The sequence below is a fragment of the Streptomyces thermocarboxydovorans genome, assembly GCF_039524635.1.
GTDB classification, from domain to species: domain Bacteria; phylum Actinomycetota; class Actinomycetes; order Streptomycetales; family Streptomycetaceae; genus Streptomyces; species Streptomyces thermocarboxydovorans.
The window spans coordinates 49,906-71,200 of the sequence record NZ_BAAAGU010000027.1 but is presented as its reverse complement, the minus strand read 5'-3'; the positions used below and the strand labels follow the sequence as shown (position 1 = coordinate 71,200).

20 protein-coding genes, 3 pseudogenes and 1 riboswitch are annotated in these 21,295 nt (G+C 72.5%); of the genes and pseudogenes, 9 read left to right on the top strand and 14 right to left on the bottom strand.

The genetic code is table 11. The features are described from left to right. Positions 1-183 precede the first annotated feature (183 nt). Positions 184-295, top strand: a riboswitch (TPP riboswitch). From thiO to ABD198_RS14625, 5 genes and pseudogenes are all read left to right on the top strand, one after another. After that, positions 293-1,486 carry a glycine oxidase ThiO gene (gene thiO / locus ABD198_RS14645; RefSeq protein WP_344001187.1) on the top strand — a complete coding sequence of 398 codons (1,194 nt, stop codon included), beginning with the start codon at positions 293-295 and terminating at the stop codon, positions 1,484-1,486. It overlaps the preceding riboswitch by 3 nt. A 140-nt stretch (positions 1,487-1,626) precedes the next feature. Continuing rightward, positions 1,627-1,827 (top strand): annotated as a pseudogene (thiS, locus tag ABD198_RS14640) (sulfur carrier protein ThiS); the annotation flags it as partial. 2 nt (positions 1,828-1,829) lie between these two features. Further along, positions 1,830-2,624, top strand: a complete 795-nt coding sequence (locus ABD198_RS14635; protein ID WP_344001185.1) for a thiazole synthase — start codon at positions 1,830-1,832, stop codon at positions 2,622-2,624. Positions 2,625-2,926: 302 nt separating this feature from the next. Beyond that, positions 2,927-4,861, top strand: coding sequence for a Stk1 family PASTA domain-containing Ser/Thr kinase (gene pknB / locus ABD198_RS14630; protein ID WP_344001184.1), 1,935 nt, complete (start codon positions 2,927-2,929; stop codon positions 4,859-4,861). A 60-nt stretch (positions 4,862-4,921) separates the two neighbouring features. Beyond that, positions 4,922-5,791 carry a deoxyribonuclease IV gene (locus ABD198_RS14625; RefSeq protein ID WP_344001182.1) on the top strand — a complete coding sequence of 290 codons (870 nt, stop codon included), beginning with the start codon at positions 4,922-4,924 and terminating at the stop codon, positions 5,789-5,791. Between the two features lie 27 nt (positions 5,792-5,818). Here the strand turns inward: ABD198_RS14625 and ABD198_RS14620 are convergent, their stop codons facing one another. Then, positions 5,819-6,466, bottom strand: a complete 648-nt coding sequence (locus ABD198_RS14620; protein ID WP_344001180.1) for a sulfite oxidase-like oxidoreductase — start codon at positions 6,464-6,466, stop codon at positions 5,819-5,821. Positions 6,467-6,665: 199 nt separating this feature from the next. Here ABD198_RS14620 and bfr point away from each other — a divergent pair, with 199 nt between their 5' ends. Next, a complete protein-coding gene (gene bfr / locus ABD198_RS14615) occupies positions 6,666-7,145 on the top strand; it encodes a bacterioferritin (protein ID WP_344001178.1) in 480 nt (159 codons plus the stop codon). 23 nt (positions 7,146-7,168) lie between these two features. Here bfr and ABD198_RS14610 read toward each other — a convergent pair whose 3' ends face one another. Continuing rightward, positions 7,169-7,402, bottom strand: coding sequence for a (2Fe-2S)-binding protein (locus tag ABD198_RS14610; RefSeq protein WP_344001176.1), 234 nt, complete (start codon positions 7,400-7,402; stop codon positions 7,169-7,171). 174 nt (positions 7,403-7,576) lie between these two features. Then, positions 7,577-8,929: a class II 3-deoxy-7-phosphoheptulonate synthase gene (locus ABD198_RS14605; protein WP_344001173.1), complete on the bottom strand. Its 1,353-nt coding sequence runs from the start codon at positions 8,927-8,929 to the stop codon at positions 7,577-7,579. A 292-nt stretch (positions 8,930-9,221) separates the two neighbouring features. Between ABD198_RS14605 and ABD198_RS14600 the strand changes: the two genes are divergently transcribed. Further along, positions 9,222-11,102 (top strand): anthranilate synthase family protein, encoded by a 1,881-nt coding sequence (locus ABD198_RS14600; RefSeq protein WP_344001170.1) that lies wholly within the window; start codon positions 9,222-9,224, stop codon positions 11,100-11,102. Here ABD198_RS14600 and ABD198_RS14595 read toward each other — a convergent pair. The 5 genes and pseudogenes from ABD198_RS14595 to ABD198_RS14575 form a co-directional block, all read right to left on the bottom strand. Beyond that, a pseudogene (locus ABD198_RS14595) lies at positions 11,054-11,401 on the bottom strand (NAD(P)-dependent oxidoreductase); the annotation flags it as partial. The gene ABD198_RS14600 and the pseudogene ABD198_RS14595 overlap by 49 nt on opposite strands. After that, positions 11,401-11,574: pseudogene (locus tag ABD198_RS14590) on the bottom strand (6-phosphofructokinase); the annotation flags it as partial. The pseudogenes ABD198_RS14595 and ABD198_RS14590, both read right to left, overlap by 1 nt. Before the next feature lie 53 nt (positions 11,575-11,627). Then, positions 11,628-12,314, bottom strand: a complete 687-nt coding sequence (locus tag ABD198_RS14585; protein ID WP_344001167.1) for a response regulator — start codon at positions 12,312-12,314, stop codon at positions 11,628-11,630. Then, a complete protein-coding gene (gene macS, locus ABD198_RS14580; protein WP_344001164.1) occupies positions 12,311-13,561 on the bottom strand; it encodes a MacS family sensor histidine kinase in 1,251 nt (416 codons plus the stop codon). Before macS ends, ABD198_RS14585 begins: the two co-directional genes overlap by 4 nt. Before the next feature lie 31 nt (positions 13,562-13,592). Next, on the bottom strand, positions 13,593-14,330 hold the full coding sequence (locus ABD198_RS14575; protein WP_344001217.1) for a lysophospholipid acyltransferase family protein: 738 nt from the start codon (positions 14,328-14,330) through the stop codon (positions 13,593-13,595). A gap of 150 nt (positions 14,331-14,480) precedes the next feature. Here ABD198_RS14575 and ABD198_RS14570 point away from each other — a divergent pair, with 150 nt between their 5' ends. Further along, a complete protein-coding gene (locus tag ABD198_RS14570) occupies positions 14,481-14,900 on the top strand; it encodes an alpha/beta hydrolase (RefSeq protein ID WP_344001161.1) in 420 nt (139 codons plus the stop codon). Beyond that, entirely contained in the window at positions 14,893-15,522 is a 630-nt protein-coding gene (locus ABD198_RS14565) for a hypothetical protein (protein ID WP_344001159.1), read from the top strand. Before ABD198_RS14570 ends, ABD198_RS14565 begins: the two co-directional genes overlap by 8 nt. 225 nt (positions 15,523-15,747) lie before the next feature. Here ABD198_RS14565 and ABD198_RS14560 read toward each other — a convergent pair whose 3' ends face one another. The 6 genes from ABD198_RS14560 to ABD198_RS14535 all read right to left on the bottom strand — a co-directional run bounded on the left by ABD198_RS14560 (position 15,748) and on the right by ABD198_RS14535 (position 21,120). Beyond that, complete coding sequence (locus ABD198_RS14560; RefSeq protein WP_344001157.1) at positions 15,748-16,494, bottom strand: endonuclease/exonuclease/phosphatase family protein; 747 nt, start codon at positions 16,492-16,494, stop codon at positions 15,748-15,750. 134 nt (positions 16,495-16,628) lie between these two features. After that, positions 16,629-17,582, bottom strand: a complete 954-nt coding sequence (locus ABD198_RS14555; RefSeq protein ID WP_344001155.1) for an ROK family glucokinase — start codon at positions 17,580-17,582, stop codon at positions 16,629-16,631. Between the two features lie 118 nt (positions 17,583-17,700). Then, entirely contained in the window at positions 17,701-18,330 is a 630-nt protein-coding gene (locus ABD198_RS14550; RefSeq protein ID WP_344001153.1) for a DUF5304 domain-containing protein, read from the bottom strand. Between the two features lie 57 nt (positions 18,331-18,387). Next, positions 18,388-19,536 carry an ArsA family ATPase gene (locus ABD198_RS14545; protein ID WP_344001151.1) on the bottom strand — a complete coding sequence of 383 codons (1,149 nt, stop codon included), beginning with the start codon at positions 19,534-19,536 and terminating at the stop codon, positions 18,388-18,390. Positions 19,537-19,755: 219 nt separating this feature from the next. After that, entirely contained in the window at positions 19,756-20,196 is a 441-nt protein-coding gene (locus tag ABD198_RS14540) for an SRPBCC family protein (RefSeq protein WP_344001149.1), read from the bottom strand. Between the two features lie 126 nt (positions 20,197-20,322). Next, positions 20,323-21,120, bottom strand: a complete 798-nt coding sequence (locus ABD198_RS14535) for a metallophosphoesterase family protein (protein WP_344001147.1) — start codon at positions 21,118-21,120, stop codon at positions 20,323-20,325. Positions 21,121-21,295: the final 175 nt, after the last annotated feature.

Here is a 21,295-nt window from a genome sequence, read left to right as displayed (position 1 = left end):
GTGATGCGGCAGTTCGCGTCCCCCTAGCTCCCTCTGGCTCCCTGCGCGCGTGCGCGTAGGGCCCACCGCCAGGAAACCGTCCGCAAGCTCCTCTGTGGTGTCCCTCCGCCGCCCCTGCGCTCCCCGCCCGGGCTCGCGGAGGCTCCCTTACGGCTGCGATCGGGCGGGGGCTAGGGTGGCGGGTGAAGCACTCGCGGGAGCCCGGACGCACCGGGCTGAGAGGGAGGCTGGCGGCCTCCGACCGTACGAACCTGATCCGGGTCATGCCGGCGAAGGGAGGGGCTGGACGCCCATGTCGCCCACGCGTACGTCCGACGTCCTCGTCATCGGGGGCGGTGTCATCGGTCTGGTCACGGCCTGGCGGGCCGCGCAGCGCGGTCTGTCGGTCACCGTGCTCGACCCCGAGCCGGGCGGCGGAGCCGCCCAGGTGGCCGCCGGGATGCTGGCCGCCGTCACCGAGCTGCACTACGGCGAGGAGACGCTGCTCGGCCTGAATCTCGCCTCGGCCCGCCGCTATCCGGCCTTCGTCGCCGAGCTGGCCGAGGCCACCGGTCACGATCCCGGCTACCGCCGCTGCGGCACGCTCGCGGTGGCGCTGGACGCCGACGACCGGGCACACCTGCGGGAGCTGCACGCGCTGCAGCAGCGGTCGGGGCTGGACTCGCAGTGGCTGTCGGGGCGGGAGTGCCGGCGGCTGGAGCCGATGCTGGCACCGGGTGTGCGCGGCGGGCTGCGCGTCGACGGCGATCACCAGATCGACCCGCGGCGGCTGGCGGCCGCGCTGGTCACCGCCTGCGAGCGGGCGGGTGCGGTGCTGCACCGCGCCTGGGCCGAGCGGCTGGTCGTCACCGGCGGCCGGGCGGCCGGCGCGGTCACCGCGGACGGCACCGAGCTGAGCGCCGGGCAGGTGGTGCTGGCCGCGGGCAGCCTGAGCGGGCGGCTCGCGGGAGTGCCCGAGGAGGTGCTGCCCCCGGTGCGGCCGGTGAAGGGGCAGGTCCTGAGGCTGACCATGCCCGGCGGGCACGGCCCGTTCCTGAGCCGGACGGTGCGGGCGGTGGTGCGGGGCAGCCAGGTCTATCTGGTGCCGCGCGAGAGCGGCGAGCTGGTGATCGGAGCGACCAGCGAGGAGCTGGGCTGGGACACCACCGTCACCGCCGGCGGGGTGTACGAGCTGCTGCGGGACGCCCACGAGCTGGTGCCGGGCATCACCGAGCTGCCGCTCACCGAGACGCGGGCGGGGCTGCGGCCCGGCTCCCCCGACAACGCGCCGCTGCTCGGGCCGACGGACCTGGAGGGGCTGCTGCTGGCCACCGGCCACTACCGCAACGGAGTGCTGCTGACGCCGGTCACCGGGGACGTGATGGCGCACGTCCTGACCACCGGTGGGCTTCCCGAGGAGGCCCGGCCCTTCACGCCCCGGCGCTTCACCGCCGACGCAGTCAAGGAGCAGCCAGTCAGGGAGCAGCCCGCATGGACACACGCATGAGCACGAACCCGAGCACGGACACGAACCCGAGCACGAACCCGAGCACGGACACGAACCCGAGCACGAACCCGAGCACGGACACGAAGACGCGCACGCGCACGGACACCAAGCCGAAGACGAAGACCGGCACGAACCCGGCTCTCACCGTCTCGGTCAACGGCGAGACCCGCGAGGTGGCGCCCGGCACCCGGCTGGACGCCGTCGTGGCCTCGCTCACCGCGGCGCCCTCGGGGGTGGCCGCGGCCCTCAACGAGACCGTCGTCCCGCGTGCCCAGTGGGCCTCCACTCCCCTGTCCGAGGGGGACCGGGTGGAAGTCCTCACCGCCGTCCAGGGAGGCTGATCATGGCCGACGATCCACTCGTCCTCGGCGGTGCGTCCTTCACGTCCCGCCTGATCATGGGCACCGGAGGGGCGCCGAGCCTCGATGTGCTGGAGCGGGCGCTGGTGGCGTCCGGAACGGAGCTGACCACCGTCGCGATGCGGCGGGTGAACCCCTCGGTGCACGGATCCGTGCTGTCCGTGCTGCAGAAGCTGGGCATCCAGGTGCTGCCGAACACGGCCGGCTGCTTCACCGCCGGGGAGGCGGTGCTCACCGCGCGGCTGGCCCGGGAGGCGCTGGGCACCGATCTGATCAAGCTGGAGGTCATCGCCGACGAGCGGACCCTGCTGCCGGACCCGGTGGAGCTGCTGGACGCGGCGGAGACCCTGGTGGACGACGGGTTCACGGTGCTGCCGTACACCAACGACGATCCGGTGCTGGCCCGGAAGCTGGAGGACGTGGGCTGCGCCGCGGTGATGCCGCTGGGCTCCCCCATCGGGTCGGGGCTCGGCATCCGCAACCCGCACAACTTCGAGCTGATCGTGGAGCGGGCCGGGGTGCCGGTGATCCTGGACGCGGGCGCCGGTACGGCGTCGGACGCGGCGCTGGCGATGGAGCTGGGCTGTGCGGGGGTGATGCTGGCGTCCGCGGTGACCCGGGCCCAGGAGCCGGTGCTGATGGCCCAGGCGATGCGCAGCGCGGTGGAGGCGGGCAGGCTCGCGCGACTGGCCGGACGCATTCCGCGGCGGCGTTTCGCCGAGGCGTCCTCCCCGACCGAGGGGCTCGCGGCCCTGGATCCGGAGCGGCCCGCCTTCTGAGGGTCCGGGGCTGACGGATCCACAGCGCCCCCGGCCTCCGGCGGATCCTTGACGGCCCCGGCCTCCGGCGGATCCGTGACGCCCCCGGCCTCCGGCGGATCCGTGGCGGCCCCGGCCTCTGGCCGGTTTCGAGCGGCCCCGGCTTCCGGGGGATCCGGGGCGGCCCCGCCTGCCGGCGGGTTCCGGCGGGCGGCCGTCCGTGCCGCACGGATGTGCGAGACGCGTCACAGCTCCGCTGCAATAGGGCCCTGGACAGGGGTGAACGGGGTCTGGGGGCCGGTTGTGGCTCGTAGACTCCCTGCGTGGACACGACCCTTCAGGACCCTCTGGTCGGGCAGGTGCTCGACGGCCGGTATCGCGTCGACGCCCGGATCGCGGTCGGCGGGATGGCAACGGTCTACCGGGCCCTGGACACCCGCCTGGACCGGGTGCTCGCCGTCAAGGTGATGCACCCCTCCCTCGCCGCCGACGCCTCGTTCGTCGAGCGGTTCATCCGGGAGGCGAAGTCGGTCGCACGGCTGGCCCACCCCAATGTGGTGCAGGTCTTCGACCAGGGCACCGACGGGGCGTACGTCTACCTGGCGATGGAGTACATCGCCGGCTGCACCCTCCGGGACGTGCTGCGCGAGCGGGGCGCGCTCCAGCCGCGGGCCGCGCTGGACGTGCTGGAGCCGGTGCTGGCCGCGCTCGGCGCCGCGCACCGCGCCGGCTTCGTGCACCGGGACATGAAGCCGGAGAACGTCCTCATCGGCGACGACGGCCGGGTCAAGGTCGCCGACTTCGGTCTCGTACGTGCCGTGGACTCGGTGACCAACACCACCGGCACCGTCCTCGGCACGGTCTCCTACCTCGCGCCCGAGCAGATCGAGCACGGCACCGCCGATCCCCGGGTCGACGTCTACGCCTGCGGCATCCTGCTCTACGAGATGCTCACCGGCGAGAAGCCGCACGACGGCGACTCCCCGGCGACCGTGCTGTACAAGCATCTGCACGACGACGTGCCGCCGCCCTCGGCCGTGGTGCCCGGCATGGCGTACGAACTGGACGAGCTGGTGGCCGCCGCGACGGCGCGCTCGGCCGAGATCCGCCCGCAGGACGCGGTGGCGCTGCTCGCCCGCGTCCGCGAGGCGCGCGCCCGGCTCGACGACGAGCAGCTGGACGCCGTGCCGCCGCAGGCCCTGTCCTCGGAGCACGACATCTCCGAGGACCGTACGAGCGTCATCCCCAGGTCGCTGACCGTACCCCGCCCGCTGCCGGTGAACGGGGACGAACCGGACGACGGGGACGCGGGCGACGTGCACCGCACCAGCCGGCTGGCGTCCCCGCCGCTGCCGCCCCGGCGGCGCCCGGCGGTGCGGCGCGGCCCGGTGACCGTGGTGGTGGCGGTGCTGCTGGTGCTCGGCCTCGGCACCGGCATCTGGTACATCAACTCGGGCCAGTTCACCAAGGTGCCGCCGCTGCTGGCGAAGACCGAGCAGCAGGCCCGGGACCGGCTGGCCGAGGAGGGCCTCGAGGTCGGCGAGGTGACCGAGGAGTACAGCGACACCGTGGAGCGGGGCACCGTGATCAGCACGGACCCGAGGGCGGGCGCCCGGATCCGGGGCAACGGCTCGGTGTCGCTGGTGATCTCCAAGGGCCCGCAGCGGGTGCGGGTGCCCGACCTCGACGGCTACCCGCTGGACAAGGCGCGCGCCCTGCTGAAGGAGGAGGGCCTGGAGCCGGGCATGGTCACCCGCGAGTTCAGCGGCACCGTGCCGCGCGGCTCGGTGATCTCCACCGAGCCGGGCAAGGGCACCAAGGTCCGCGGCGGCGCGGCGGTGGCGCTCACGGTGAGCAAGGGCAGCCCGGTGGATGTGCCGGACGTGACCGGCGACGACCTGGCGGACGCGCGGGCGGCGCTGCGGGAGGCCGGGCTGAAGGTGAAGGTGGCTCCCGAGCGGGTCAACTCCGAGCACGAGGCGGGCCAGGTGGCCCGGCAGGACCCGGGTCCGGGCGTCCGGGCGGCCGAGGGCGACACGGTGACGCTGACGCTGTCCAAGGGCCCGGAGATGGTCGAGGTGCCGGACGTGACCGGCGACAGCGTGGACGAGGCCAGGGAGAAGCTGGAGGCGGCCGGGTTCGAGGTCGACGAGGACCGGGGTCTGCTCGGGCTGTTCGGCGACACCGTCAAGGGCCAGTCGGTGCCGGGCGGCGAGACCGCGCCCAAGGGCTCGACGATCACCATCAAGATCCGGTGACATGTGTGGAGATCCGGGGCCCCGGTCCTGGGTCCCCGGCGGTCATGACACCCTGAACGGGTGAAGGATCGTCTCCCCCGCAACCCGGTCGGCGGCCATGTGCCCGTGGCCGGCGGTCTGCACTCCGTCGGCCTGACCTACGCCCGTGAGATGGGCGCCGAGGCCGTGCAGGTCTTCGTCGCCAACCCGCGCGGCTGGGCCACCCCGGTGGGCAGCCCGCGGCAGGACGAGGCGTTCCGGGCGGCCTGCGCCGAGGAGGGCATCCCGGCGTATGTGCACGCCCCGTATCTGATCAACTTCGGCTCCCACACGGAGGCGACCGCCGAGCTCTCGGTCGCCTCGCTGCGGCACTCGCTGCGCCGCGGGCGGGAGATCGGCGCGCTGGGCGTGGTGGTGCACACCGGCAGCGCGACCGGCGGGCGGGAGCGCTCGGTGGCGCTGAAGCAGGTGCGCGAGCGCATGCTGCCGCTGCTGGACGAGCTGACCCGGGACGACGACCCGTATCTGCTGCTGGAGCCCACGGCGGGCCAGGGCGCCTCGCTGTGTTCGCGGACCTGGGATCTCGGGCCGTACTTCGAGGCGCTGGACGCCCATCCGAGGCTCGGGGTGTGCCTGGACACCTGCCATGTCTTCGCGGCCGGCCACGACCTGACCGGGCCGGACGGGATGCACCGGACGCTGGATCAGCTGGTGGACACCGTCGGCGAGGGCCGGCTCAGGCTGATCCACGCCAATGACTCGCTGGACGTGGTGGGCGCGCACAAGGACCGGCATGCCAACATCGGCGCCGGCCACATCGGCGAGGAGCCGTTCCGGGCGCTGATGACCCATCCGGCGACCGAGGGCGTCCCGCTGATCATCGAGACCCCGGGCGGCAAGGAGGGGCACGCGGCGGACGTGGAGCGGCTGAAGAAGCTGCGCGACGGCTGACCCGCGAGGGCGCCGCGAGCGGGAGTCTCAGAGCTCGGGGCCGTCCCCGGGCTCCTCCTGGTAGGAGTAGCGCTGCTCCTTCCAGGGGTCGCCGATGTTGTGGTAGCCGCGCTCCTCCCAGAAGCCCCGGCGGTCGGCGGTCATGTACTCCACGCCGCGGACCCATTTGGGTCCCTTCCACGCGTACAGATGGGGGACGATCAGCCGCAGCGGGAAGCCGTGCTCGGCGGTGAGCAGCTCGCCGTCCTTGTGCGTGGCGAACAGGGTGCGCTCGGAGGCGAAGTCGCTGAGCCTCAGGTTGGCGCTGTAGCCGTACTCGGCCCACACCATCACATGGGTGACGTCGGGCGCGGGCGGGGCGATCTCGAGGATGGTGCGGGCGGGGATGCCGCCCCACTCCGCCCCGACCATGCTGAACTTGGTGACGCAGTGCAGATCCGCCACCACGGTGGTGTACGGCAGTGCGGTGAACTCCTCGTGGGTCCAGCAGTGCTTCTCGCCGTCGGCGGTGGCGCCGAACACCCGGAACTCCCAGCGCTCGGGCCGGAACTTCGGTACCGGTCCGTAGTGCGTGACCGGCCAGCCCCGCTGCAGTCGCTGTCCCGGCGGGAGCTCGAGCCGTGCCGCTCCTTCTCCTGTGCGCTCCCCCGATTCGCGTTCCGCCGGCTGACCCATGTCTCCATCCTGACAGACCCGGACCGATGCCCATGACCTGCCCCCCTTACAGCAGGGCAAAGCGAAAGAGACTGAAAAGACAGGTCAAAACGGACTAAGCCTGTACTTACTTACTAAGTAGAGACTTACTGGACGATCTTCTGCACCGGTGGAATCATGCGGCGCAACCCGCCAGTTCCGTGTGGAAGGAGCCTCCGCGATGCAGGGCGACCCCGAAGTCATCGAGTACCTCAACGAGCAGCTGACCGCCGAGCTGACCGCGATCAACCAGTACTTCCTGCACGCGAAGATGCAGGAGAACCTCGGCTGGTACAAGCTGGCCAAGTACACACGGGCCGAGTCGTTCGACGAGATGAAGCACGCCGAGGTGCTCACCGACCGGATCCTGTTCCTGGAGGGGCTCCCGAACTACCAGCGGCTGTTCCATGTGCGGGTGGGCCAGACCGTCAAGGAGATGTTCGAGGCGGACAAGCAGATCGAGGTCGAGGCCATCGACCGGCTGCGCCGCGGGATCAAGCTGATGCGCGAGAAGGGCGACATCACGTCCGCGAACATCTTCGAGTCGATCCTCGCCGACGAGGAGCACCACATCGACTACCTGGAGACCCAGCTGGAGCTGGTGGAGAAGCTCGGCGAGGCGCTCTACATCGCCCAGGTGATCGAGCAGCCGGAGAGCTGACCGGAGCCGGCCGCGGGCGGGGGCTAGGCGGCCCGGTTCAGAGTGGTGACCTCGGCGAGTACCGGCTTGCCCTGGTCGGCCAGCTCGCGCCGCGGGCAGGTGCCGCGGCCGAGGAGCGCCTGGATGCGGCGTACGCACGACCCGCAGTCGGTGCCGGCCTTGCAGGCGGACGCTATCTGGCGGGGGGTGCAGGCACCGTCCTCCGCGTGCTTCTTGACCTGCTGCTCGGTGATGCCGAAGCAACTGCAGACGTACACGCGGTCACCTCCCGGTCGAGTCCAAGGGTCGTGCCATCCCGACCCCCTGGATCGGTGAGGCAAACCTAACCTTACCCGTCGGGGGGTGGCCGGAAAAGTGCCGCGGGGCGCGGATCGCATGTGATCCGCGCCCCACTCTTTGCTTCTGTCACCACTCGGGCGGCCGCCGGCCGGTCACTGGTCCCGGTACATCTCCGCGACCAGGAAGGCCAGGTCCAGCGACTGACTGCGGTTGAGCCGCGGGTCGCAGGCCGTCTCGTACCGCTGGTGGAGGTCGTCGACGAAGATCTCGTCGCCGCCGCCCACGCACTCGGTGACGTCGTCGCCGGTCAGCTCCACATGGATGCCGCCCGGGTGGGTGCCGAGCGCCTTGTGGACCTCGAAGAAGCCCTTCACCTCGTCGAGCACGTCGTCGAAGCGGCGGGTCTTGTGCCCGGAGGCCGCCTCGAAGGTGTTGCCGTGCATCGGGTCGGTCACCCAGGCGACGGTGGCACCGGAGGCGGTGACCTTCTCGACCAGCTCGGGCAGCTTGTCGCGGATCTTGTCCGCGCCCATCCGGACGATGAAGGTCAGCCGGCCCGGCTCGCGCTCCGGGTCCAGGCGCTCGATGTACTGCAGCGCCTCCTCGGCGGTCGTGGTCGGGCCCAGCTTGACGCCGATCGGGTTGCGGATCTTCGAGGCGAACTCGATGTGCGCGTGGTCCAGCTGCCGGGTGCGCTCACCGATCCACACCATGTGCGCGGAGACGTCGTACAGCAGCCCGGTGCGCGAGTCGACGCGGGTGAGCGCCGTCTCGTAGTCGAGCAGCAGCGCCTCGTGCGAGGAGTAGAACTCGACGGTCTTGAACTCCTCCGGGTCGGCCCCGCAGGCGTGCATGAAGTTCAGCGCGTTGTCGATCTCGCGGGCGAGCTGCTCGTAGCGCTGACCGGACGGGGACGACTTCACGAAGTCCTGGTTCCAGGCGTGCACCTGGCGCAGGTCGGCGTAGCCGCCGGTGGTGAAGGCGCGCACCAGGTTCAGCGTGGAGGCCGAGGCGTGGTACATCCGCTTGAGCCGCTCGGGGTCCGGGACGCGGGCCTCCTCGGTGAACTCGAAGCCGTTGACCGAGTCGCCCCGGTAGGACGGCAGGGTCACGCCGTCGCGGGTCTCGGTCGGCTTGGAGCGCGGCTTGGAGTACTGGCCGGCGATCCGGCCCACCTTCACCACGGGCACCGAGGCGGCGTACGTGAGCACGGCGCCCATCTGGAGCAGCGTCTTGAGCTTGTTGCGGATCTGGTCGGCGGACACCGCGTCGAACGCCTCGGCGCAGTCGCCGCCCTGGAGGAGGAACGCCTCTCCCTTGGCGACGGCCGCCATCCGGGCGCGCAGCTGGTCGCACTCGCCCGCGAAGACGAGCGGCGGATACGACTCGAGGTCCGCGATCACTGCGCGCAGAGCCTCGGGGTCGGGGTACTCGGGCTGCTGCGCCGCGGGCAGGTTTCGCCAGGTGTTGCCAGCGCTCGTGCTGGTCTTAGCGTTCACGGTCACGACCTCCACATTACGGGGTCGGCCGCCCCGTCCATCCCGCAGCTCACCAAGTGAGACGAGGCTGCCCCGCGCCGCCCGCCGCCGGCGCCGCCGATGCGCTAGGGTCGGGGCATGCTCGCGCATTCGGCCCAGAATCAGAACTGGTGGTGGACCGCTCTCCCGGCGGCCCGCTGACTGCGCGTTCCCAGAACTTCGCGAAGGCCGCCCGAGGGGCGGCCTTCGGCGTTTCGCGGCGGGCCCGCTCCCTCGTTCCGGTCGTCTCCCACGAGACCCTGACAAGGAGCCCGGACCCGTGAACCTGCTCGGTCTGCTCGACGATCCCCGCCCGTTCGCCCTGCTGCGCCGCCGCACACCGGGCCACGACCACGACACGGTCGAGGTCCTCGTCGGCCCCGTCACGCGGCACGAGCGCCTCGCCGACCTGCCCGGCGAGGGCCTCGCCCTGGTCCCCTTCCGGCAGATCCGCGAGCGCGGCTTCGACGTCCGCGACGACGGGACACCGCTCAGTGTGCTGACGCCCGAGGAGTCCGGCACGCTGCCCCTGTCCGAGGCGCTGGAGCAGCTTCCGGACCACGCGGTGCGGGTGGAGGGCGGCGGCTTCGACGTCGGCGACGAGGAGTACGGCGAGATCGTCGGCCGGGTGCTGCGGGACGAGATCGGGCGCGGCGAGGGCGCGAACTTCGTGATCCGGCGCACGTACCGGGGCGAGATCCCCGGGTTCGGCAGGGCCGACGCCCTCGCCCTGTTCCGGCGGCTGCTGGTGAGCGAGCGGGGCGCCTACTGGACCTTCGTGGTGCACACCGGGGACCGCACGCTGGTGGGTGCCAGCCCCGAGGTGCATGTGCGGGTCTCCGGCGGGACCGTCGTGATGAACCCGATCAGCGGGACCTACCGCTACCCCGCCGAGGGGCCCACCCCCGAGCACCTGCTCGGCTTCCTCGCCGACGGCAAGGAGATCGAGGAGCTGTCGATGGTGGTGGACGAGGAGCTGAAGATGATGTGCACCGTCGGCGACATGGGCGGTGTGGTGGTCGGGCCCAGGCTGAAGGAGATGGCCCACCTGGCGCACACCGAGTACGAGCTGCGCGGCCGGACCACGCTGGATGTGCGCGAGGTGCTGAAGGAGACCATGTTCGCGGCCACCGTCACCGGCTCGCCGGTGCAGAACGCCTGCCGGGTGATCGAGCGGTACGAGCCCGGCGGGCGCGGCTACTACGCGGGCGCGCTGGCGCTGCTCGGCCGGGACGCGGGCGGCGCCCAGACCCTGGACTCGCCCATCCTCATCCGCACCGCCGACATCGACGCGGCCGGTCGGCTGCGGATGCCGGTCGGGGCCACGCTGGTGCGCGGCTCGGACCCGGCGGGCGAGGTGGCGGAGACCCATGCCAAGGCGGCCGGGGTGCTCGCCGCGCTGGGCGTGCGGCCCGCCCGTCCGCGGGCGGAGCGGGCACGTCCCCGGCTGGCCGACGACCCCCGGGTGCGGGCCGCGCTGGACGGGCGGCGGGCCTCGCTCGCGCCGTTCTGGCTGCGGATGCAGCAGCGGTCCGCCGAGCTGACCGGGCACGCCCTGGTGGTGGACGGGGAGGACACCTTCACGGCGATGCTCGCGCATGTGCTGCGCTCCGGCGGTCTGGAGGTGACGGTCCGGCGCTACGACGAGCCGGGACTGCGCGAGACGGTGCTCGGGCACGAGGGGCCGCTGGTGCTCGGGCCCGGCCCCGGCGACCCCTCCGGCCCCGGCGATCCGAAGATGCGCCTGCTGCGCGCCCTGACCGCCAAGGCGCTGGCATCGCACCGGCAGGGGGTGCTCGGGGTCTGCCTCGGGCACGAGCTGATCGCGGCCGAACTGGGGCTGGAGATCGTCCGCAAGCAGGTGCCCCACCAGGGCGCGCAGACCAGGATCGACCTGTTCGGGCGGCCGGAGACGGTCGGCTTCTACAACAGCTTCGTGGCGCACTGCGACGACGAGGCGGCCGCGGAACTGGCCGCGCACCGGGTGGAGGTGAGCCGCGACCCCTCGGGCGAGGTGCACGCCCTGCGCGGTCCGGGCTTCGCGGGCGTGCAGTTCCACCCGGAGTCGGTGCTGACGCTGAACGGGGCGGCGATCGTCCGTGAGCTGATCGGTCAGCTCCGCGGCACCAGCACGTTCTCCGAGCGGCGGCCTGCGGTGTAGTCGAGGACGTCGCGCACCGTGGTCTCGATGATCTCGGGGACGGCGTCCACGGTGTAGTACGCCTGGTGCGAGGTGACCAGCACGTTCGGGAAGGTGACGAGGCGGACCAGGACGTCGTCCTCGACGGGGGTGAGGGACTTGTCGAGGAAGAACAGGCCCGCCTCCGCCTCGTAGACGTCGAGACCGACGCCGGTGAAGCGGCCGGCGCGCAGCTCGTCGACGAGCGCGGCGGTGTCGATGAGGCCGCCGCGGCTGGAGTTGATCAGGATGGCGTCGTCCCGCATGGCCTTCAGGGCGGGCGGACGGCCGGGATGCCGAGGGGGACGGTGCGGTCCAGCAGCGGGCCCCGCCAGCCGTCCCGGAAGCCGGTGAAGGTGTAGCCGTACTCCTGGACGCCCTTGCGGACGACGGCCCGGATGACCGCGTTGCGGCCGGGGCAGTCGCCGCCCCCGGTCAGTACTCCGACGCGCATGGCACAGTCCCTTCGCCGCGGGTGCCTGACGAAGGGTCAGTGTGACCCGCGTCTCACGCGTCGTCGAGGCCGCGTTCGATGGCGTAGCGGACGAGCTCGACCCGGTTGTGCAGCTGGAGCTTGCCGAGGGTGTTCTGCACGTGGTTCTGCACGGTGCGGTGGGAGATGACGAGCCGTTCGGCGATCTGCTTGTAGCTCAGCCCCTTGGCGACCAGGCGCAGCACCTCGGTCTCCCGCTCGGTCAGCCGGGGCGCCCTGGACCTGTCCTCGTCGGGGGCGGGCGCCGGTTCGGAGGCGAGGCGGCGGTACTCGCCGAGGACCAGCCCGGCCAGGCCGGGGGTGAACACCGGGTCGCCGGCGGCGGTGCGGCGGACCGCGTCCTGCAGTTCCTCGGTGGACGCCGACTTCAGCAGATAGCCCGTCGCGCCCGACTTCACCGCCTCCAGGACGTCGGCGTGCTCACCGCTCGCCGACAGCACCAGCACCCGTATCGCCGGGTTGCCGGCCACGACCTCCTTGCAGACCTGGACGCCGGGCTTGCCGGGCAGGTTCAGGTCGAGCACCAGCACGTCCGGAGCGGTGGCCTTGGCACGGCGGACCGCCTGGTCGCCGTCGCCGGCCGTGGCGACCACCTCGAAGCCCGACTCGGACAGGTCGCGGGCGACCGCGTCGCGCCACATCGGGTGGTCGTCGACCACCATGACCTTGACCGGCGCGCCGCCTTCGTTCGTGTCCGTCATCTCCGTTCCGCCTTCCCCCGTGCGTCCTTCGTCTCGTCCGGGCCGTTCCCGGCCCTGGGAATCCTCAGCTCGACCTCCGTGCCCTGGCCGGGCACCGACACCACGTCCGCGCTGCCGCCCAGATCCCGCAGCCGGCCCCGGATGGACAGGGCCACCCCGAGCCGTCCCTCACCCTCGGCCTGGGCGAGCCGGCCCTCGGGGATGCCGGGCCCGTCGTCGCGGACGGTGACGATCACCTCGTCCGGCTCGTCCTCGACCAGGATCCAGGCCCGCGCCTGCTCCCCGGCGTGCTTGCGCACGTTGTCCAGGGCCGCGCCGACGGCGGCGGCCACCTCCCGCGCCGCGGCCGGTGCCAGCCGCACCGGCGCGCCCGGCTCGGCGAGGCTGACCCGGGCCCCGGCGTACGGGGCGAGCAGGGCCCGCAGGTCGACCGGTTCGTCCCCGGTGTCCTCGTCGGGCTCCTCCACGGTGCGCACCACCGCTCCCTCGGCGGCGTCCTCCGAGGCCCGGGACACCGGCACCAGGCCGCCGGAGACCAGGGTGCGCAGCGCCACCTCCTGCTCGCCGGCGAGCCGGCCCAGCTCGGCCGCCTCGCCGCCGATCACCGCGCCGCGCCGCTGCACCATGGCGAGCACCTGGAGCACGCCGTCGTGGATGTCCCGGGCGAGCCGCTCCCGCTCCCGGGTCGCGGCCTCGATCTCCAGGGCGCGGGCGAGGGTGCGCTCGGAGGCGCGGGCCACCTCGACGACGTAGCCGATGGCGATGGAGGCGACCCACACCAGGATCACGTTGTGCACGGTGTCGCGGGCCGGGCTGCCGCGTTCGATCAGGTTGACCACGGCGACGAGGCTGGAGGCGAGCGCCGCCCAGCGCCAGCCGCCCTTGATGGCGAAGGCCAGCACCGAACCGGCGGTCCATATCGACGGCAGGGTGGGCCCGCCGGACTCGATCCGCTCCGGCGAGTCGGCGACCAGGGTGAGCAGGATGCCGGACAGCGCGATGGTGAGGTCGGCGGCGAGGAAGCCCTTGGTGCAGCAGGCCGCGTTCCGCACCCGGGGCAGCGTGGCCAGCGTCCACACCGCGAGCACCGCGTAGTAGGCGATGGCGACCCAGGGGCGGGCGAACTTCTCGTGCGCGGTGACGAACAGACCGATGGCGTACACCATGGTGAGCACGCGGTATGCGGTCAGGGCACGCCACAGCGGCAGCTCGACCGACATCCTCACGACCCGCTCGCGCTTGGCCAACTCCCCCACCCCCGATCGGAGGGCCCGAAGCCTACTCCGACTGCCGCTGTTCCTTCGCCGCCTGCGCGAGCGCGGCCCTGGCCGCCTTCTCGGCCTTGGCCGCCTCGGCGAGCTGCCGCTTCATGGCGGTGGCGTACATGTCGACGTACTCCTGGCCGGACAGCTTCATGATCTCGTACATGACCTCGTCGGTCACCGCGCGCAGCACGAAACGGTCGTGCTCCATGCCCTGGTAGCGGCTGAAGTCCAGCGGCCGGCCGATCCGGATGCCCGGCCGCATCAGCTTCGGGACGATCTTCCCGGGCGGCTGGATCTTCTCCGTGTCGATCATGGCCACCGGGATCACGGGCGCGCCCGTGGCGAGCGCCACCCGGGCCAGGCCGCCGGGCTTGCCGCGGTAGAGGCGGCCGTCGGGCGAGCGGGTGCCCTCGGGGTAGATGCCGAACAGCTCGCCGCGCTGAAGCACCTCGATGCCGCTCTTCACGGCGGCCTCACCGGCGCCGCGCGCCCCGGAGCGGTCCACGGGCAGCTGGCCCACGCCCTTGAAGAAGGCGGCGGTGAGCCGGCCCTTCACTCCGGGTGTGGTGAAGTACTCGGCCTTGGCGATGAAGGTGACCTTGCGGTCCAGCACGGCCGGCAGGAAGAACGAGTCGGAGAACGACAGGTGGTTGCTGGCCAGGATCGCGGGACCCTCGGCGGGGACGTTCTCCAGGCCTTCCACCCAGGGCCTGAAGGCGAGCCTGAGCGGCCCCCCGATGGTCACCTTCATCGCGCCGTACAACAACCGAGTGCCTCCTGTGTGTGTCGCTCAGACCTTAACCCCAAGCTCAGCGGAAGGCTCCGACGGCCCTGGTCGGTGTCAGTGCGGTCGCGTACGGTGAAGGTCCTGCAACCGCCGTCCCAGGAACAGGAGGCCGACGTGCCGCTCCTGACCGGAGCCGAGCCGTATCACCACCAGGGCGGCGAGACCGCCGTTCTCCTCTGCCACGGCTTCACGGGGCCGCCCGCTTCGCTGCGCCCGTGGGCGGCGCATCTGGCCGGGCAGGGCCTGACGGTCTCGCTGCCGCTGCTGCCCGGGCACGGCACGCGCTGGGAGGACCTGCGGGTCACCGGCTGGCAGGACTGGTACGCGGAGGTGGACCGTGAGCTGCCGCAGGTCACGCGGCCGCTGCTGTTGCTGCGCAGCCCGCAGGACCATGTGGTACCGCCCACTGACTCGGACCGGATCCTCGCCCGGATCTCCTGGACGGACGTCAGCACCGCGTTCATCGGCCGGCTCGCGCCTGGAGCCGTCAAGGAGCCCGGTCTCGGCAAGGAAGGGACGACCGCAGGTGGCTGAGCACGACTCGGGGCGCGAGGACCGCGAGGAGCGCGAGGACCGCGACCGGCGCGAGGGCCATGAGCCCGGGGAGCAGAACGTCCCCTTCGACGAGGAGGCCGCGTGGGCGGCGATCGTCGCCGGGTACGGCGAGGAGCCGCCGGACCCTCCGGGCGCCAAGCCCTTCAAGTCGGTGGAGGACCTGGCGCTGCTGGAGTCCGAGACCAACGGCGAGAGCGCGGTGGACCCAGAGGCGCCGAAGGGAGAGGCGCCGAAGAAGACGGAGGGCGGACCGGCCGGGCCGCTCGGCAGCTCGGTCGCCTTCGCCCCCGGTGTCGGCCCGCGCGACTACAGCGTGGCCGAGCCGTCCGACGACGACCTCGACGAGAGCGACGAGGGCCACTTCGTGCCCCCGGAGCCGCCCCCGCTGCCGGAGGCCGACACCACCGCCAGGTTCGCCTGGCTGGGAGTGCTGGGCAGTCCGGTGCTGCTCCTGCTGGCGGTGCTGCTGGGCTGGGAGATGTCGTGGTGGCTGACCACGGCGACCATCGGCGGCTTCCTGGGCGGCGTCGCCACCCTGGTGATGCGGATGCGCACGGACGACGAGGAGGACGACGACCCGGGGCGCGGCGCGGTCGTCTAGGGCCTGTCGTTTGGATCAGCCCGCGGGCGCGGGGTCTGGCACGCGCATCTGCGGCGTTGTCGTCGGTTGCCGATGCTCCGCATCGGCGCCCTCCTCCGCCTTGCAGCTGCACGCACCAGACCCCGCTCGCCGGTGCTGACAAGGCGCGCCGGCGATTCCCGCAGGCTGATCCAAACGAAAGGCCCTAGCTGTGCTGTCCCGGGACGTTGGTGACACGCCCGCCCCTCACCCCGCCGGGACCTTGAGCGCGGCCAGTACCGGCAGGTGGTCGCTGGCCGCCCTGAGGTCCGCCTCTCTCACCCCGGGGTGCTCCGTGGGGACGCCGCAGCCCAGGACCTCGATGCCCTTGGTCGCGAAGATCGCGTCGATGCGCTGGTAGGGGTTGCCCGGCGTCCAGGTGTGCTCCGTGCCCCAGGGGGCGGTGGCCCAGCAGTCCTGGAGCTCGGCGGCCAGCCGGCGGAAGGTGCGGCCGTCGGGGCGTTCGTTGAGGTCGCCGCCGGCGATCGCGTGCTCGGTGCCCAGGGCCGCCAGCCGGTCCAGCAGCATGCCGCCCTGCTGGTATCGCTCGTTCGTGTCCAGGGACAGATGGCAGCTGAGCACGCCGAGGCGGGCCCCGGCGAAACGGACGACGGCGGTGGCGAAGCCGCGCCGGTGCAGGCCGGGGGTGAGCGGGAGCAGGACGTCCTCGGTGCGCTCGACCGTCGCCCTGAGCGAGCAGAGGATCGCCGGGCCGGCGGCGGTGGCGCCTCCGGTGAGGATCACCAGGTCGGCGGCGTGGGCGAGCTGGGCGAGCTTCTTGCGCCAGCGGAAGAAGCGGGGGGCCTCCTGGACGAGGACCAGGTCGGGGGCGCATGCCTTGATGACCCGGGCCAGGGCGGCCGTGTCGTCGCGCAGCGAGCGGACGTTGTAGCTCAGCACGCGGAGAAGGGGAGAACCGTCCGGCTCGGTACGGGAGTTGGGCAGCGGCTCCATGCGGATCAATGTACGCCCACGGACCGGGGCGCGAGGTCGTGCGCCGGCGCCGGTGCGTCGCGCCCGGCCGCGCAGTCCCCGCGCCCCTGAAGGTGCGGCAGTCGCTCTGTGGTCCCGTGGTTCCCTGGACGGCGTTACATGATCGGGTCGGGCTCGCGGGCCAGGTCCGCCGCGCCCACCAGGCCCGCCTTGTTGCCCAGCTGGGCGGCGAGGACCTCGGCCACCGGGCGCCAGTTGCCGCCCACCAGCCAGCGCTTGTAGGACTTGCGGATCGGGCCGAGGACCAGCTCGCCCTCGTCGGAGAGGCCGCCGCCGACGATGAACGCCGAGGGGTCGAAGAGCGAGGCCAGGTCGGCGAGTCCCGCGCCGACCCAGCGGGCCAGCTCGCGGTAGGAGTCGACGGCGACCCGGTCGCCCTGGCGGGCGGCCATGGAGATGTGCTTGCCCTCGATGCCCTCCGGGGTGCCGTCGCCCAGGGAGAGCAGCAGCTCCGCGTTCTCCGGGGTGGCGTTGGCGCGCTGCCTGGCGTAGCGGACCAGGGCGCGGCCGGAGGCGTACTGCTCCCAGCAGCCCTGCGAGCCACAGCCGCACAGCAGACCGTCCGGCACCATGCGGATGTGGCCGAACTCGGCGGCCACGCCGAAGTGACCGCGGCGCAGCTTGTTGCCGATGATGATGCCGCCGCCGAGGCCGGTGCCGAGCGTGATGCAGATGACGTTGCGGTGTCCCTTGCCCGCGCCGAACTTGTACTCGCCCCAGGCCGCTGCGTTGGCGTCGTTCTCCACGACGACCGGGAGGCCCACCCGGGCCTCGACCTTCTGCTTCAGCGGCTCGTTGCGCCAGTGGATGTTGGGCGCGAAGTACACCTCGGAACGCTGACGGTTGACGTAGCCGGCCGCACCGATTCCCACGCCGGCGATGTCGTGTCCCGCGCGCGCTCCCTCCACCGCGGAGGAGATGGCGTCCACGATTCCCTCGGGCGTGCCCGGGGTCGGCACCTTGTGGGTCGAGAGGATGTTGCCTTCCTCGTCGACCACGCCGGCCGCGATCTTCGTGCCGCCGATGTCGACGCCGATGGTGAGTCCCATGAATCCCTCAGTTTCGGTCGAGCCCCGCTACCGCCCACGGTACCCGAGGCGCTGCCCCGGATTTCGCGGCGTCCGTACGGTGAACGGGTTCCGAGGGACCGGCTCCCCTTCGGGCCCCTCAGTCCAGATCGATGCGCTCGCCGGGCCCGGACTCGTCCCCGCGGTCGCGCCGCTCGGTGACGTCGCGGGCGTCGCGCTGGGCACCGGAGGTCCAGCGGCGCTCCTGGCCCTGCACGGCGGAGCGGTAGGCGGCGAGCAGCTCGCTGCCGGCCGCGGCGAGGTGGTCGAAGACGTCAGGATTGCGTTCGATGACCGGCTCCACCGCGGCTCTGGCCTGCTCCACGACCTGGCGCACGACCTGCTGCGCGGCGGGCCCTGCGACGGCACCGAGCAGCGGTGACTGCAGTCCGGAGAGCTTCTCGGCCACGGTGTCGACGAGTTTCTTCAGCTCCTCGGCGGCGGAGCCCGGGGGCGGTCCGTGCTGAGCGCGGCGGCGGGCCTTCTCCGCCTCGAGGTCCTCGGCGACGGCGGTGGCCCAGGCGTCCGGGTCGGCCTCCTGGGACCGGCCGTCGGCGGGCGCGTCCACCACGGGAACATCTGCTACAGGGACGTCCTCGACTGGGACGTCCTCGACAGGGACGTCCTCGGCGGGGGTCTTGTCCGCCCGTGCGTCGTCCGGGGCCTCGTCCCCTGCGTGGTCGCGAGCGCCGTCGCGTGCGTCGTCGGGCGGGGGGAGCTGTTCGCTCATGACGGACTCCTGACTACGGTGAGCCCCTCCGACGTTACCCGAACGGCCGCACGGCCATCACCGGCCGCGCGGCCACAGCGCCGGATCCGGCCGGAACCGGATGCGCAGCTCGCCCTCGCGCAGGGAGGCGCCGTCCACGGTGCAGCGGCGCAGCGCCGACGGCAGCGGAACGGTCCTGCGGAAGGGGCCCGCGGTGACCGCGAGTTCGTCGCCGCGCCGGATCAGGTCCAGGTCCTCGCGGCGGGCGGCGGGCAGCGGGATGTGCCAGACCAGCACCCCGTCCTCGGCGAGCCGGTCGGTGACCGGCCACTCGACCCGGCCGGGCACGGCATCGGCACCGGGCAGGCCCAGCTCGGCGAGGTCGTCCAGGCCGCGCGGATCCCGGCCGAGATGCGGGACGGCATGGACCCGATGGGTCTCCCGCCACTCCTCCAGCACCTTGCGCTGCTGGGCGACCGGAGTGGCCAGCCAGGCGTCCGCCACATGCTCCGGCAGGACCCGGCTGGCGATCAGCAGATCGGTGCGCAGACCGCGCAGGGCCAGGCCGAGCGTGGCGGTGCGGACCGCGTCGGCACCGGCCGGACCGGGCTCGGCGACCAGGCGGACGGAGGTGCCGGGATCGGCGAGCACCGCCTCGGCGGCACCCAGCTCGACATCCCACCGGGCCGCCGTCTCGTACAGCCACTCGGCGGGCAGCGGGACTCCGGCCAGCCGCCCGAGCACCGGGCGCAGCGCACGGGCGGCCTGCCGCTCGGGCGGCAGCAGCCGGCGCAGGCAGCGCCGCAGCTCCTCGGGGAGAGCGAGCAGATCCAGGGCGCGGGCGACGGGAGGAAGGTCGACGACGAGCAGATCGTGCTCCTCGGCCAGCGCGGCGTCCCGCAGCGCCCGCAGCAGCGCCAGTTCCTCGGCGCCGGGCAGCGGGGTGATCTCCTCGGCGTCCAGGCGGGAGGCGCCGAACAGGTCGAGGACGGAGGCGGCACGCTCCTGCAGGGCGGCGAGGTCCTCCCGGAAGCCGGCGGCGGCATCCAGGAAGCGGGTGGTCAGCCCCGGGACGGCCCCGGCACCGAGCACCGGGGTCAGCGTGTCGGTCCGGTCGGTGGCCAGCAGCAGCGTCCGGGCGCCCGCACGAGCCGCGGCAACGGCGGTGGCGGCGGCAACGGTCGTACGTCCACTGCCCCCCGGCCCGGTGATCAGGAGGGTGCGCATGAACGTGAACGGTAACGGAGCGGTCTTCGGAACGCCGGGCGCCCTCCCCAGGGGCGCGGGGAACCGCGCACGTCACCGCAACACCGGGCACCTGCCAACCAAGGCGACTGCAACTCACCCAAGGGGCGCGGGGAACTGCGCGACCAGCCCCCACCCGGCCGCAGCCGGCCACGACCGACCGACGGACGACCCTCACCAAACCGACAGACGCGCCGAAGCTCAGACCCCCGACTCCACCCGCTTCTTCAACCCCGCCAGCGCCCGGTCGATGATGACCTTCTCCGCCTTCCGCTTGATCATCCCCAGCATCGGAATCTTCACATCGACCGTCAGCTGATACGTGACCTCGGTGGAACCGCTCCCCGTCGGCTTCAAGACGTACGACCCGTCGAGAGCCCGCAGCATCTGCGACTTCACCAGCGTCCAGGAGACCTCGTGCTCCCCGCGCCACGTGTACGCCAGCGTCTGATCGTCCTTGATCGCCCCCGCGTCCATGACGAGGCGCACCTGCTCGGCGCGGCCCTGGTCGTCCTCCTTGAGGACCTCCGCCTCCTTCACCTCACCGGTCCACTCCGGGTACCGGGCGAAGTCGGCGATCACCCCCATGACCTCGGCCGGTGCCGCCTCGATCGTGATGCTCGAGCTGGTGTGTTCCGCCATCGCCGTGGCTCCTCCGGATGCGGGCCGTGTCGTATCGGCGTGCGCAAGCTGCACGCGCACGTTCGGTGCAGCGTGAAGGCTACCGCGCGCCGGTCCGGCCGAACTCACCCGACCTGGGACATCGCGTCACCACTCGAGCACCCAGGGCCGACCGGTGCCCGCGAAGTGGCCGACATTCACGCACTCGGTGGCCCCGATCCGCATGCGCCGCACCAGCGGCTGGTGCACATGCCCGAACAGCGCGTACCGCGGCCGGGTGCGCCGGATCGCGTCCAGCAGGGCCCGGCTGCCGCGCTCGAAGCGGCGCGCCACGGTGTCGTAGACCAGCTCCGGGACCTCCGGCGGGATGTGGGTGCACAGCACGTCGACCTCGCCGACCGCCTCGATCTTCGCCGCGTACTCCTCGTCGCTGATCTCGTACGGGGTGCGCATCGGCGTGCGCAGGCCGCCGCCGACGAAGCCGAAGGTCCAGCCGCCGATCTCGACCCGCTCGCCGTCCAGGACGGTGGTGCCGTCCGAGGCGTACTCCGGCCACAGGGGCGGTATGTCGACATTGCCGTAGGTGGCGTACGTCGGGGTGGGGAACGCGGCGAACAGCTCGGCGTACTGCTTGCGCACCGCCTTCTCGATGGCCGCCGCCCGGTCCATGCCGATGCCGGCCCACAGCCGTCTGCCGAACTCGCGCGCCTCCTCGAAGCGGCGCGCGGTGCGCAGCTCCACGATGCGGTCGGCGTTCTCCACGCCGAACAGGTCGGGGAAGATGCCGCGCGAGTGGTCGGCGTAGTCGAGAAAGAGCACCAGGTCACCCAGGCAGATCAGGGCATCGGCGCCCTCCCCGGCCCGGGTCAGGTCGCGCACGTTGCCGTGCACGTCGCTGACCACATGGACGCGTGTCCTCCGGTTCCCGGCAGGTGTGGATGCCATGAAGATGCAGCGTACTTGTGCAGACCTGGGGCCGGGACCTGCGGTTACTGGCTCGTCGGGAGCGGGGTGGACTACTGTGCGCTTGGGAACCCCAACCTGTGTGACGCAGCGAACATCTCGCCGGGCCCCCCTGTCGTAGAAGCCATACCGGCGGGTAACGTCCGGGCAGTCCAGT